The 12,791-nt window shown below is 43.1% G+C and carries 16 protein-coding genes and 1 tRNA gene; 16 read left to right on the top strand and 1 reads right to left on the bottom strand.

Translation table 11 applies throughout. The features are described from left to right. Nucleotides 1-155 precede the first annotated feature (155 nt). On the bottom strand, nt 156-770 hold the full coding sequence (locus tag I2483_RS18585) for a rhomboid family intramembrane serine protease (RefSeq protein WP_207278551.1): 615 nt from the start codon (nt 768-770) through the stop codon (nt 156-158). 108 nt (nt 771-878) lie between these two features. On the opposite strand from I2483_RS18585, the gene acpS reads away from it, so the two are divergent. The 16 genes from acpS (at nt 879) to I2483_RS18505 (ending at nt 12,770) form a co-directional block, all read left to right on the top strand. Beyond that, on the top strand, nt 879-1,232 hold the full coding sequence (gene acpS / locus I2483_RS18580) for a holo-ACP synthase (RefSeq protein ID WP_186672216.1): 354 nt from the start codon (nt 879-881) through the stop codon (nt 1,230-1,232). Nucleotides 1,233-1,290: 58 nt separating this feature from the next. After that, nucleotides 1,291-2,298: a LolA family protein gene (locus I2483_RS18575; RefSeq protein WP_207278550.1), complete on the top strand. Its 1,008-nt coding sequence runs from the start codon at nt 1,291-1,293 to the stop codon at nt 2,296-2,298. Between the two features lie 73 nt (nt 2,299-2,371). Then, nucleotides 2,372-3,511: an alanine racemase gene (gene alr / locus I2483_RS18570; protein WP_207278549.1), complete on the top strand. Its 1,140-nt coding sequence runs from the start codon at nt 2,372-2,374 to the stop codon at nt 3,509-3,511. 133 nt (nt 3,512-3,644) lie between these two features. Next, nucleotides 3,645-3,935: a transcriptional regulator gene (locus I2483_RS18565; protein WP_255452426.1), complete on the top strand. Its 291-nt coding sequence runs from the start codon at nt 3,645-3,647 to the stop codon at nt 3,933-3,935. Nucleotides 3,936-3,939: 4 nt separating this feature from the next. After that, nucleotides 3,940-4,290 (top strand): type II toxin-antitoxin system PemK/MazF family toxin, encoded by a 351-nt coding sequence (locus I2483_RS18560; RefSeq protein WP_067205315.1) that lies wholly within the window; start codon nt 3,940-3,942, stop codon nt 4,288-4,290. Between the two features lie 178 nt (nt 4,291-4,468). Then, nucleotides 4,469-5,299: an STAS domain-containing protein gene (locus I2483_RS18555; RefSeq protein ID WP_207278548.1), complete on the top strand. Its 831-nt coding sequence runs from the start codon at nt 4,469-4,471 to the stop codon at nt 5,297-5,299. Next, the gene (locus tag I2483_RS18550; protein ID WP_218625012.1) at nt 5,296-5,658 is read left to right on the top strand and encodes an STAS domain-containing protein; all 363 of its coding nucleotides are present in this window, start codon (nt 5,296-5,298) and stop codon (nt 5,656-5,658) included. The genes I2483_RS18555 and I2483_RS18550 overlap by 4 nt, the downstream gene beginning before the upstream one ends. A gap of 2 nt (nt 5,659-5,660) precedes the next feature. Continuing rightward, the gene (locus I2483_RS18545) at nt 5,661-6,062 is read left to right on the top strand and encodes an anti-sigma regulatory factor (RefSeq protein WP_207278547.1); all 402 of its coding nucleotides are present in this window, start codon (nt 5,661-5,663) and stop codon (nt 6,060-6,062) included. Between the two features lie 14 nt (nt 6,063-6,076). Beyond that, nucleotides 6,077-7,090, top strand: coding sequence for a PP2C family protein-serine/threonine phosphatase (locus I2483_RS18540; protein WP_207278546.1), 1,014 nt, complete (start codon nt 6,077-6,079; stop codon nt 7,088-7,090). Nucleotides 7,091-7,158: 68 nt separating this feature from the next. Continuing rightward, on the top strand, nt 7,159-7,500 hold the full coding sequence (locus I2483_RS18535; protein WP_207278545.1) for an STAS domain-containing protein: 342 nt from the start codon (nt 7,159-7,161) through the stop codon (nt 7,498-7,500). Then, on the top strand, nt 7,487-7,966 hold the full coding sequence (gene rsbW, locus I2483_RS18530) for an anti-sigma B factor RsbW (protein WP_207278544.1): 480 nt from the start codon (nt 7,487-7,489) through the stop codon (nt 7,964-7,966). Before I2483_RS18535 ends, rsbW begins: the two co-directional genes overlap by 14 nt. Continuing rightward, entirely contained in the window at nt 7,935-8,786 is an 852-nt protein-coding gene (sigB, locus tag I2483_RS18525) for an RNA polymerase sigma factor SigB (RefSeq protein ID WP_255550520.1), read from the top strand. The genes rsbW and sigB overlap by 32 nt, the downstream gene beginning before the upstream one ends. Next, on the top strand, nt 8,786-9,382 hold the full coding sequence (locus tag I2483_RS18520) for a SpoIIE family protein phosphatase (RefSeq protein WP_207278543.1): 597 nt from the start codon (nt 8,786-8,788) through the stop codon (nt 9,380-9,382). The genes sigB and I2483_RS18520 overlap by 1 nt, the downstream gene beginning before the upstream one ends. Before the next feature lie 485 nt (nt 9,383-9,867). Beyond that, nucleotides 9,868-12,024, top strand: coding sequence for a Tex family protein (locus I2483_RS18515; RefSeq protein WP_207278542.1), 2,157 nt, complete (start codon nt 9,868-9,870; stop codon nt 12,022-12,024). Nucleotides 12,025-12,047: 23 nt separating this feature from the next. Then, nucleotides 12,048-12,509 carry a SprT family protein gene (locus I2483_RS18510; RefSeq protein ID WP_207278541.1) on the top strand — a complete coding sequence of 154 codons (462 nt, stop codon included), beginning with the start codon at nt 12,048-12,050 and terminating at the stop codon, nt 12,507-12,509. Between the two features lie 186 nt (nt 12,510-12,695). Beyond that, nucleotides 12,696-12,770 (top strand) — tRNA-Glu (locus I2483_RS18505). The last annotated feature ends 21 nt before the right edge of the window (nt 12,771-12,791 follow it).

The following is a 12,791-nucleotide window of genomic DNA, read 5'->3' as shown; positions in this document are numbered from 1 at the left end:
GGTTCCTTGAAAGCAATCCAGCTATGTGGCAAAGAGCGCCACGTCGCTGGATCGACTTATGCCTGTCGCGGGCCTACAGGATGTAGGTCATGTAGCTGTTGCCACAGGAAGTGGCGCAATTAAGCTGTGTTCCTTTTAGGCGCTTTCCGCTTTTCTTACCTTCTTTTCTTGCTTTTCCAACTGACAATCCGTTTCGGGTGAAAATAGCTAAGTCCTATTAAAAATCCGACGATTAACCCCGCGATATGGGCGGTTGTGTTAATGTTGGGTTGGATATAGGTCATAATTACACTGATAACAATAATGGGTAGGATAATCTGTCTTAGCTGCGGTAACATATGCTTCGTATAATAGACAAGTGCTCCGAATGCTCCAAGAATCCCGAAAACTGCACCACTTGCGCCGAGACTTCTATAATCAGGAGCTTGCAGGAAGAATGTTGCAATATTAGCGAAAATACCCGCGAGCATATATATTGTTAGGAAGCGAGCCTTACCTGCGATTTTCTCAAGTTCAGGTCCGAAGATGAAAAGGGAGAACATATTAAACAGCAGGTGCATGATACCGCCGTGAAGGAACATCGGTGTTAGAAGTCTCCACCATTCTCCATCGGAGATAAGAAAGTTGACCCCGATACCATAGTATAATACTTGTTGCCCGATAAACGGGATAAGCGTCACTAGATAAATAAGGATATTCAAAGTAAGGAAAAACGTAACCACCGGATAGAGGCGGATGTATTGCGAGAAGCTTTCTGTACGGCTAAACATGTATTCACCTCAATCTATGACTTCATTATACATATTTTATCGTCTATGCTCCAGCACTTGGTCAAGGTGATTACGATTTTTTCGATAACTTGGGAAGGAGGAATTATTTTGATTGCAGGAATTGGGCTTGATATCGTCGAATTGGATAGAATAGCCAAGTTGGATGCTAGGTCTTCGAAATTCCGTATGCGTATTTTAACAGCGGAAGAGCTGGAGATTTACGCATCTCACACGACTAGTCGGAAAATAGAATTCCTTGCAGGCCGTTTTGCTGGAAAAGAAGCGTTTGCTAAAGCAAAAGGAACGGGAATTGGAACACACTGTAGTTTCTTAGATATCAGTATATTGCCTGAACTTAGTGGTAAACCAACTGTGTTTTTTAAGGGGGATTCAATTGCTGGCTTCATTTCTATCACTCATACGAGAACCGTAGCAGCAGCTCAAGTTATCCTTCTTGCATAATTGTTCGTCCCTCCTCATAAGATGATTTACCCGATTGAAATGAGAAAGGATGAACTGTATGCGTAGCCGACTATTTGCTCTTTTGTTAGTTGTAGTCATGGTAATTCTTGCGGCATGTGGATCGCCGTCGAAAGAGGATGTCATGAAGAAACTCAGTGGAAAGTGGAACGAAGCGAAAGGGTATGACTTGCAAGCGACCATGGAAATTAAGACTGGAGCTGAGCCGCGTTCTTATGAAGTCGCAGTTTGGCATACGAAGCCGGCTTTCTATCGTGTTAATGTAACGCAGGCAGGTAGTAAGGATTCCCAGATGATTGTTCGTAATAAAGAAGGTGTGTTTGTTGTTACGCCATCACTTGGTAAGACCTACAAGTTCCAAAGTGACTGGCCAGCACAAAATAGCCAGGCGTATTTAATAGGTGCCTTGTCAGAAGATATTAAAGCCGATAAAAATGCAACGATGACGGAAAAAGAGAAAACGTATGTCTTTGAAACAGCTACGAGAAATAACCATAAGAAGGTTCTGCCAACACAGCAGATCCATATTGACAAAAAGACACTGCTGCCAACGTATGTCTCCGTTCTGGATGAAAACAAAGTGGAAAAGATTCGCATTACATTCAATAAGATTACACTTGGCGTCGAGCGAAAAGCTACCGATTACGCCGTAGAAATGGATGATACGAATACAGGTAAAGAAACTGAACCAGCCGCGGATGATGAAGCAACAGGACTTTCAACGTACTATCCATCAGTAGCTTGGGCGGATGGCACTCTTGTTGATGAGGAAGTTGTGAAAATGGATAGCGGTACACGATCATTTATGACTTTTGGTGGGGAGAAGGAGTTCATTATTGTCCAGGAGCCAGCAGTTAGAGCGGATAACAAAATACCGGTCTCTGTTGAAGGCGATCCCGTCGATCTTGGATTTACTGTTGCTGCCCTTACGGAAAATTCAATCCGTTGGGAAAGTGAAGGCATTTCATTCTTCATCGCATCCGATAAGTTGACGCAAGATGAACTGATTGAGGTAGCTGGATCGATGAAAGCGGAGGGAATGAAATAATATAACTAAGGTTGACGGAGAAAGGGCAGGGGATGGATAATAGAGAGTACTACAATACAAATGAGGGATTGTTATGGAAGACTCTATTCATTATCGTCCAACGCAAGCCGTCGTCAATCTTGCAGCTATTCGTGCCAATGTTCGGAATTTGAAAGAGTATTTGGGTAGTGAAACCGCAGTTATTGCAGTTGTAAAAGCAGACGGTTACGGCCATGGTGAAGTGGAAGTGGCTCAAGCTACTTTTGAAGCGGGCGCGGAAATGGTCTCGGTGGCAACGCCTGATGAGGCGGTACGACTCCGGGTGGCGGGTATTAGTGGGGACATTCTTGTCATGGGGCCATCACCGCCTTTATTTGCTGAAAAAGCAGCTGAATTGGGGATTATATTAACAGTTTCGGGTACTGAGTGGTTGCAATCGGCATTAGGCGTCAGCAAAGATTTCGTGAAACAATTGAGGATTCATGTAAAGATTGACAGTGGAATGGGTAGAATCGGATTAAGGGATGAGGATGCTCTGCGGTCCCTTATGTCGGTCGTTAATCGTTCTAAACAAGTGCTGCTGGACGGTATCTTCACACACTTTGCTTGTGCAGATGAAGGAAATCCTGAAAGTACTAAGGAGCAATTTACTACGTTCATGAGGCTAGTGCAGACGTTGTCGGAAAAACCGCGACTTGTTCACGTATCGAATAGCGCGGCAACCCTCCTCTATCCTGAATATGCGCTTGACGCAGTCCGTTTCGGAATCGGACTTTATGGCATAGCGCCTTCGGAATATGTAGGAGGGAAATTGCCGTTTCGTCTTGAAAAATCATTGCGAATCGAAAGCGAACTTGCTCATGTGAAGTTGTTGGAGGCGGGCAATCGAATCAGCTATGGCGGTACCTATGTAACAGCGAGTGCAGAATGGATTGGCACAATCCCGATTGGTTATGCCGATGGTTTGAGACGTGGTCTACGCGGACAGGAAGTACTAATCAGTGGCGAACGAATGCCCATCGTTGGAACTATCTGCATGGATCAATGCATGGTGAAGCTTCCGCGGGAAATGCTGGTTGGCGAAAAAGTTGTTCTAATAGGTCGTCAAGGTAAAGAGGAAGTTACTGTGGAAGAGTGGGCGGAACGACTAGGCACGATTCCATATGAAATTGCTGTATCCATTGCGAAGCGAGTACCGAGAATATACACAGGGAAAGATGGACAGAATATATAATATTCGTACATTCGACAAAAAACCTAGCAGTTTTGCAGAATCCTGTCAATAAAATTCCTTTCGTGTCTTCTCATTGTCGGTATACAATGGTAAGATGGACTTGTATTGAAATGAGGGAACGGGTTTGTCGGAGGTGCTAACGTTGCGTGCAAATAAAAACATTAAAGAAATTATTGTTAAAATTCCGAAACGGATGCTGAATGAAAATGAACATACGGTCGTCCATCAGGAACTGGACCGTGGTGATTTCGTTTATATTTCGACAAAGCGATATGTAACTGACTATGAATCGGATACGATCAGAGAAGAGATGATGAACGGTTATCTCGAAATGTCGCAAATCAACCTTAGAATCGCCACGGAATGCTTGCATGTGGAATTTGAAGCCCAGCATACGGTGGAACGTCTCGTAAGCGGAGGATGAAAAGTTGGCAATAAAACGTGGAGACGTCTTTTTTGCAGATCTGTCGCCTGTTGTTGGTTCTGAACAGGGAGGAACGAGGCCAGTCCTAGTCATCCAAAATGATATAGGCAATCGGTTTAGTCCGACGGTTATTATTGCGGCAATCACTGCGCAAATTCAAAAAGCGAAATTGCCTACACATGTTGAAATTGATGCGGTACGATATGGCTTCGAGCGGGATTCAGTTATTCTGCTCGAGCAGGTCCGCACAATCGACAAGTCGAGGCTTACCGATAAGATTACGCATCTAGATGAATTTTTGATGGAACAGGTCGATGAAGCGCTCGAAGTAAGTTTCGGCCTCATCAAATTCTGAGCATACATATAAAAGAAGCACCACGGGATTCATTTCTGTGGTGTTTTTTGATTTTTCAAGTTTTTGAAAGTATCTTAAATTCCTGTTTGCGTGTCAAAAATAGTGTGTTGTAGAACTATTTTCGTTACAATGAAATTACAGATATTTTTAATTCATAAGGAGGCTTATCGAGACAATTATGAATAAGCGAATGGTAGAGGGCATCAATCAATATATGGATGAAATTATTGAACGCTGGCAAACAAGTATGAAAGAAGAAAAAGGAGAACGCTTTTTTTATTTCATGCCTGCTAACCTTATCGAAAAGACAAGTAGGGAATTTGCAGAACTGATGACATCGAATATCTCGGAAAGTAATACCGTAAACTCAGAAAAATTGAATGATTTTACTGAGAAAGTAGTCCGTTTTGGTTGGTCTATAAAGTTTGTGAACAAGGCAATCGAAAACTTTTCGCAAATCACTTTCAGGCTATTGGAAGAAAAAGGGGTTATTGAAGCAAGCAATCTACGATCTATTCTGCGTGTTTTTACTAACTGGATTACGCCTCTTCGTGAAAGCATCATAGAAGCCTATTCCCTGGAATGGGACCGAACTGTTAGTTTGCAGCGAATTGCTTTGCAGGAACTATCCGCATCATTGATCCCAGTTTTCGAAAAGATTTCAGTCATGCCGCTTGTTGGTACTATTGATACGGAACGGGCTAAATTGATTATGGAAAATTTGCTTGAGGGTGTAGTAAAACAACGTGCTGAAGTAGTCCTTCTTGATATAACTGGTGTACCAGTGGTGGATACGATGGTTGCCCATCACATCATTCAAGCTGCCGATGCTGTTCGTCTTGTTGGTGCGAAGTGTATGCTCGTTGGAATCCGACCGGAAATTGCTCAAACAATTGTTACGCTAGGCATTAATCTGAATGATTTCACAACGACGAGCACGTTGCAACGTGGGATGCAGGAGGCCTTAAGGCTTACGAATCGCGCAATGGTGGAGGTTGAACAATCATGAATATGCGGATTCCAATATTGAAACTAAATGATACGTTAATCGTCTCTGTTCAGTGGGAGCTTGATGATCAGACAGCAATTCAGTTCCAGGAGGATTTATTGAAAAAAATGCATGAAACGTCGGCGAGAGGTGTCGTAATCGATTTGACACCGATTGATTTCATCGATTCTTTTATTGCAAAAGTGCTTGGGGACGTTATAAGCATGTCGGGTTTGATGGGGGCGAAAGTAGTCATTACAGGAATCCAACCAGCCGTTGCGATTACACTTATCGAACTCGGGATCCGTTTGGAGTATGTTTTGACAGCGTTAGATCTCGAAAATGGTTTGGATAAACTTCGTAAAGAATTGGAGGTCTAACCATGGAGTACCGGTCTTCTGTAGATATATACACGGAATGGGATATTGTTGCCGCTCGACAGCTTGGCCGGAATGAAGCAAAAAAGTCTGGCTTCGGAACGGTAGATCAGGCGCGTATTACAACGGCTATTAGTGAGTTAGCCCGCAATATATACTTATACGCTGGAAAAGGGAAAATCGAAATTATGAGACTTTCTGAAAATGATTTATACGGGATTACAATTATAGCTTCTGATGATGGCCCGGGGATTCGGGATATGCGTAAGGTGATGGAGGACGGTTTTTCGACATCGGGAGGACTTGGTGCAGGCATGCCGGGTGTAAAAAGGCTTATGGATGAATTCAAAGTGGACACGGAACTAGGGAAAGGAACAGTAATTACTACCACAAAGTGGCTACGATGAGGAGGTGACGATGGATGCCCGACGAAGTTGTAAAGCAGTATAAAGAAATACTGCAGCAATATGTTGATGGACAAAATGAAGAAGATCTTTATTTAGGGCAACAGTTTAGCAGGCGATTCATTGAAAAAGAAATTTCTCCTGAAGAAGTTATCAGTATCCATAAAACGGCGCTTGCTGAAGTCTTGCCGGATATGCCCGGAAAGCTATGGCACTCGTTTGATTTTTTGATTGAAATGATGATTCATTACGGACTTGCGCTTAGAGAACATCAGAGTCTTATTCGAAAACAGGAAGAGATTCAGATTGAAATGAATGTAGCGTCAAAAGTACAAGATACGCTTCTGAAAACGAGGAAACCGGATTTTAAAGAGCTTGATATTGGATTTGTAACAGAGCCAGCTAAGCAAATGAGCGGGGATTATATTTATTTTCTGAATGATAATAGTTACGAAGCGGGTGTGGCAGTAGCTGATGTTATCGGAAAAGGGATTCCGGCGGCACTATGCATGTCGATGATCAAATTTGGAATGGATGGTTTGCGGGATGAAAATACAAGCCCGAGTAATGTTCTTGATATTGTTAACAGGATTGTAGAAAAAAGTGTGGATGATTCGATGTTCATTTCGATGTTTTATGGAAAGTATGATGCAAGAGACTCTAGTTTTTCATATGCTACTGCAGGACATGAACCTGCCCTCCTGTATAAGGCATCGACGGGGAAATTTACGGAGCTTCACGCAAAAGGACTTCTCCTCGGTGTTCAACCGAATGTCGTATATGAAGAGAAATCAGTCATTCTGGAAGAAGGCGACTTTATTGCGATTATGACGGACGGAGTTACTGAGGTGCGAACGGATACTGATTTCATAGATGATCAAGTGATTAAATCGATTTTAGTGGAAGTGAAAGACGAATCTGCCCAAGAAATTGCTGACGCAGTATATCAAAGACTTGCATACCTCCAAAACTTTCATTTAAGTGATGATTTTACGATTGTTATCTTCAAAAAAGAGAACGGTAAGGTTTAAGACTTTAAGAGAAGGGTATATGTATCTATAATATGCTTTTTAAAAAAAAAGAAATTTGGGGTGTAATTATGAACTTGCAAGTCGACTTAGTGGAAGAGAATAGTGTCCAACGATTTAAAATTGTTGGCGAAATTGATGCATTTACAGCGCCGAAACTAAAAGAATGTCTTGCATCAGCAGAAAACGTGGAAAATATGCAAGCGGAGTTAGACTTATCTGAAGTTGGATACATGGATAGCACTGGGCTTGGTGTTTTCGTTGGATTTTACAAAGTTGTTAAAGCTAATGGTGGGCATGTGAAGATTGTTGGCGTAAACACCCGCCTAAGAAGACTATTCGAAATAACTGGTTTAGCTGAAGTTATGGATATCGTAGCGGAAGAAAGTAGGGACGAAGATGCAACCGTATGATTACATTGAAATCAAGGTTCCCGCAAAAGCACAATATGTTGGAGTTGCTCGGCTCGCGATTTCAGGATTGGCAAGCCGGCTTGGTTTTACTTACGATGAAATCGAAGACTTAAAGATTGCCTCAAGTGAAGCGATTACAAATGCAGTCCAGCACGCATATAAGGAAGATTATGATGGAGAAGTTGTAGTTGGTTGTGCTTTGTTTGTGGATAAATTAGAAATAATGGTCGCGGATCACGGGAGAAGTTTTGATTTTGAAGAAACGAAGAAACGCGTAGGACCATACAATGAACAGGAGGAAGTTCAATTTCTTCGGGAAGGAGGACTAGGTCTATATTTAATGGAAACACTTATGGATGATGTAAAAGTTCTTCATGAGGAGGGTGTGACTGTATTTATGACTAAATATCTCGGTGGAGAGCGGGGGGATGAGGATGTCGATGTCGAAAGAACCATCACCTCATGAATCTAAAACAGAAGAACCATCTCCTCCTGAAGTAGAAATAAGCGAACTGTCTCCCCGCGAAAACGGTACGAAGATAGAAGTCCTTGAATGGATAAAACGCTACCAGGAGACCAATGACGATGAGGCACAGACAAACCTGGTTCTTCATTATGAGCGCCTTATTCAATCAATCGCTCGAAAGTACTCCAATGGAAAATCCTTTCATGAAGATATTGTCCAAGTAGGCATGCTAGGACTTCTCGGAGCGATACGTAGGTATAATCCAGAATTCGGAAGAAGCTTTGAAGCGTTTGCAGTGCCAACAGTCATCGGTGAAATTAAACGTTTTCTCCGTGATAAGACATGGGCAATACATGTTCCGCGTCGTATAAAAGAATTGGGGCCAAAGATCAAGGCAGCTGTAGAAACGTTAACAATAGAGATGCAACGTTCTCCACTTGTTAGTGAAATTGCAGAGTACCTTGATGTTGAAGATGAATTGGTCCTCGAAGCGATGGAAATGGGGAGAAGTTACCAAGCACTGTCAATGGATCATACCCTTGAAGCTGATTCTGAAGGAGGTACGATAACACTTTTCGACATTATTGGTGAGACTGATGGTGGCTTTGAGAAAACAGATCAACGTATGGTCGTCGCGAATGCTTTAACTGTTTTATCGGAACGTGAAAAACAAATCATCCAGTATACATATATTGAACAACTGAGCCAAAAAGAAGCGGGAGAACGACTTGGTATCTCTCAAATGCATGTTTCAAGACTACAGCGCAAAGCAATTAAGAAGTTACAGGAAGCAATATTGTTGGCTGGTGGTGTGTTATAGTGGACTCGATAATAACAGAACACGTTGAAGCGTATGTTTATCAGGAAGCGAAGTTTGGGAATCGAGAATGTGGGGACACCTACTTTATCCATGCGGAGGAAGACTATTTCGTCTGCGCAATAGCGGATGGGTTAGGCAATGGACCGATTGCACGCCAATCATCTCAAATACTTTCAAAAGTGTTGAAAGAATATCATCATGAAACAATAGACGAATTACTTAGTCGATGTAATGAACATATGGTTCAAAAACGCGGTGCGGCAGTTGCTATTGTCAAAGTAGATTACAAGCGAAAAACAATTCAGTATAGTTGTGTTGGGAATGTCCGGTTTTATATGCTTCATGATTGCGGTAAGATGATTTATCCCTTACCGGTAATGGGCTATCTCTCAGGGAGACCTCAAAAGTTAAAGACGCAACAATACAACTATGAAAAGGGGGATCTATTCTTCCTCCATTCAGATGGCGTCACACTTAGAAGTCCAAAAGCTTCAATGAAGGCAAGTTCAGGGCCTTATGAGTTATATCAAAAAGTACTCGGTTCAATTGAACACGGCGACGACGCGACATTTATAGCTGGAAGCCTACTTCTGTAAGTTGGAGGTGGGCTTTTTTAACGGGTAAGAAATAATGAAAACCTCTGCCGTGGAAAACCTGCGAAAGGGGCTATTCCGCGTCCGGGCTCTAGCGTCTAGAGGCTTGGGTCATAAGCCGGTCAGGCTGTGTGGCAAAGTACGCCGCTTCGCCAGCCCGTTTTATTCCTGTCGCGGGCCTACAGGATGAGGTCATGCAGCTGTTGCAACAGGAAGTGGGGCACTTAAGCTGCGTTCCTTTTAAGGTGCCTTGCGCTTTTCTTGCCGTCCAGACTCCAACGCCTAGAGGCTCGGGTCATAAGTCGGTCCGGCTGTGCGGCAAAGAACGCCGCTTCGCCAGCTCGCCTTATGCCTGTCGCGGGCCTACAGGATGTAGGTCATGCAGCTGTTGCCACAGGAAGTGGCGCACTTAAGCTGCGTTCCTTTTAAGGCGCCTTGCGCTTTTCTTATGTTAAAATGAATCTATAGAAGGAAGGGTGGTTTTATTGATGAAGCATATTGTTGAGGCTACAGCTGGGAAAGCGGCCGTCAGTATACATCAAGCTGAAAAGGTAATCGCATTACTTGACCAAGGAAACACAGTCCCATTCATCGCGCGATACCGAAAAGAAGAAACTGGTTCGTTGGACGAAGTACAAATTAAAGCGGTTGAAGATGCCTATAGTTATGTTAAAGGTCTTGAACAGCGTAAAGAAGAGGTAATCCGTCTTATCGACGAACAAGGTAAGCTGGATGACGACTTGAGGAAATCGATTGAAAGCGCTACAGTATTGCAAAGAATTGAGGACTTGTACAGGCCTTTCAAACAAAAAAGACGGACACGTGCCATGATTGCGATTGAAAGTGGTCTTGAGGCACTTGCGGAAAAGCTAATGGAGTTTTCTGGGAGTTCGCCTGAAGATCTTGCCACGCCTTTCCTAAATGAAGAAATGGGGGTAAATACGGCTGAAGATGCACTGGCCGGAGCTCGAGATATTGTAGCCGAACAATTTGCGGATGATGCCGCGATACGGGAAAACATACGAAAGTTAGCATGGTCAGATGGGATGATCGTATCTGCAGTCCGCAAGGGGGCAGAGGATAAGCGTAATGTTTTCGAAAACTACTATGAATATGAAGAGCCTTTGAAAAAAATCGTACCACACCGTGTTCTTGCGTTAAATCGTGGTGAAAAAGAAGATGTGTTACGTGTAGGTATTTCTTTTCCAAGTGAACGAATTATCGGAGGACTTGAGCGTGAGTTGATCCGTAAATCACATTCGCCTTCTGCGCCACATGTAAAAGAAGCGATTGAAGATGCATTTAAACGCTTGATTGCCCCTTCAATTGAGCGGGAAATTAGGGCGGCGCTTACTGAAAAGGCCGAAGAGCAAGCAATCCACGTGTTTTCGGAAAACTTGAAAAGCCTTCTCCTTCAACCACCATTGAAAGGGAAAGTAGTATTAGGTCTCGATCCGGCATTCCGGACAGGTTGTAAACTTGCAGTTGTGGATGAAACAGGGAAATTGCTTGAGATATCCGTGATTTATCCGCATCAACCCAAAATGGAAAAGGAAAAATCGAAACGTGCTATTTTGGAGTTATTGAAAAAGTATCCGATTACGATTATTGCAATAGGTAACGGAACGGCTTCGCGTGAATCGGAATTGTTCATAGTCGAATGTATAAAAGAGGCACAAGCAGGTGTTTCATATGTGATTGTTAATGAAGCGGGTGCAAGTGTTTATTCAGCGTCGGCTCAAGCTCGGGACGAGTTCCCTGACCTTCAAGTTGAGCAGCGGAGTGCGGTTTCAATAGCAAGGCGTTTACAGGATCCGTTATCTGAACTTGTGAAAATTGATCCGGGCTCGGTAGGTGTTGGGCAATACCAGCATGACGTAGCAAAAAAACGTCTTTCCGAATCATTATCATTCGTAGTTGAAACGGCTGTTAACCGGGTAGGGGTAGATGTTAACACTGCATCCTCATCACTACTTCAATATGTGGCAGGTCTGTCCAAGACCGTCGCGGAAAACATTGTGAAATCGCGTGAAGAGAATGGATTGTTTACGAAGCGCAATCAGTTGAAGAAAGTACCTCGCCTCGGAGCGAAGACTTATGAACAAGCGATAGGTTTCTTGCGGGTGCCTGATGCAAAGGATCCGTTTGATTCGACAGGGATTCACCCTGAAAGTTATCAATTGGCGGAGCAAGTATTAGAAGAAGCAGAGGCAAGCAAGAAATTGCTTGGTCAGAAAGAAACTGCGGATGCATTGTCTGCTCTTGACGTTAAAGCTCTAGCGATCAAGTTAGACGTTGGGGAAGTGACGCTGAAAGATATCATCGAAACACTTCAAAGACCAAATCGGGACCCGCGTGATGATTATCCGCAACCACTCTTAAAAGCAGACGTACTCGATATGAAGGATCTATACGAAGGCCTTGAAATGCAAGGAACTGTTCGGAATGTTGTGGACTTCGGTGCCTTTGTTGATATCGGCGTAACGGAAGATGGTCTCGTTCATATCTCGAAATTGAAAAAAGGTTTTGTAAAACATCCTCTTGATGTTGTCGCTTCAGGTGATATCGTTACTGTGTGGGTGGAAGGTGTAGACAAAGGAAAAGGACGTATTTCTTTGACGATGTTACCGCCGTCAGCAAAATAACGACTAAAAAGGAGGGGATGGCTATGACGGATGAAGTATTGAAGGAGCTTATTGAAATGGTTTCCTTAGATGCATTCGGAAAGCCATTCATCCATATGGCCAGGTTTAATAAAAGGTTAAGGACAACGGGTGGGCGCTATATGCTCTCAAATCATTCCATCGAAATTAATCCGTTGGTTTTGGAAGTGCATGGGACTGAAGAATTGGTTGGTGTAATCAAACATGAACTCTGTCATTACCATCTTCATATAGAAGGAAGAGGTTATCGTCATCGCGATGCAGATTTTAAAAGTTTGCTAAAGCACACATCTTCCCCAAGGTTTTGCAGGCCCCTTTCAAAAGGAAACAAGAAGCTGAATTCAATGTATGTATATGAGTGTCTATCATGTAAGCTGCTTTATAACCGGCGAAGAAGAATGGACGTCAGGAAATATAGTTGTGGGAAGTGCGCTGGGCAAATTGTAGCAATACAAGCTGGAAAGTGATTGTTGAGGATGCGATAAGGGCGCGCAAACCGCATACCAATCGTGTTCTCAATAATACTTAAAACTAATTGATGAAAAAGTGTTGACGAAATGAGAAACACTGTCTATAATAAGAAAAGTCGGTTGGGAACGGCGCGCACGACATTAACAAAAGCGTTTCCCGAACAGAAGACAACCATTATATATGGCCCCTTGGTCAAGCGGTTAAGACACCGCCCTTTCACGGCGGTATCACGGGTTCGAATCCCGTAGGGGTCACCATTACTTTTTCAAAACGAAGTT

This window comes from Sporosarcina sp. E16_3 (assembly GCF_017347125.1).
Lineage (GTDB): Bacteria > Bacillota > Bacilli > Bacillales_A > Planococcaceae > Sporosarcina.
Note: the sequence above shows the minus strand (reverse complement) of the source record. Positions and strands in the feature narration are given on the sequence as shown.

Excerpts from the sequence above, each read along its gene's own strand:
- I2483_RS18585 (WP_207278551.1), bottom strand. The coding sequence starts at position 770 with ATGTTTAGCCGTACAGAAAGCTTCTCGCAATACATCCGCCTCTATCCG.
- I2483_RS18575 (WP_207278550.1), top strand. The coding sequence starts at position 1,291 with ATGCGTAGCCGACTATTTGCTCTTTTGTTAGTTGTAGTCATGGTAATT.
- alr (WP_207278549.1), top strand. The coding sequence starts at position 2,372 with ATGGAAGACTCTATTCATTATCGTCCAACGCAAGCCGTCGTCAATCTT.
- I2483_RS18555 (WP_207278548.1), top strand. The coding sequence starts at position 4,469 with ATGAATAAGCGAATGGTAGAGGGCATCAATCAATATATGGATGAAATT.
- I2483_RS18550 (WP_218625012.1), top strand. The coding sequence starts at position 5,296 with ATGAATATGCGGATTCCAATATTGAAACTAAATGATACGTTAATCGTC.
- I2483_RS18545 (WP_207278547.1), top strand. The coding sequence starts at position 5,661 with ATGGAGTACCGGTCTTCTGTAGATATATACACGGAATGGGATATTGTT.
- I2483_RS18540 (WP_207278546.1), top strand. The coding sequence starts at position 6,077 with ATGCCCGACGAAGTTGTAAAGCAGTATAAAGAAATACTGCAGCAATAT.
- I2483_RS18535 (WP_207278545.1), top strand. The coding sequence starts at position 7,159 with ATGAACTTGCAAGTCGACTTAGTGGAAGAGAATAGTGTCCAACGATTT.
- rsbW (WP_207278544.1), top strand. The coding sequence starts at position 7,487 with ATGCAACCGTATGATTACATTGAAATCAAGGTTCCCGCAAAAGCACAA.
- sigB (WP_255550520.1), top strand. The coding sequence starts at position 7,935 with ATGTCGATGTCGAAAGAACCATCACCTCATGAATCTAAAACAGAAGAA.
- I2483_RS18515 (WP_207278542.1), top strand. The coding sequence starts at position 9,868 with ATGAAGCATATTGTTGAGGCTACAGCTGGGAAAGCGGCCGTCAGTATA.
- I2483_RS18510 (WP_207278541.1), top strand. The coding sequence starts at position 12,048 with ATGACGGATGAAGTATTGAAGGAGCTTATTGAAATGGTTTCCTTAGAT.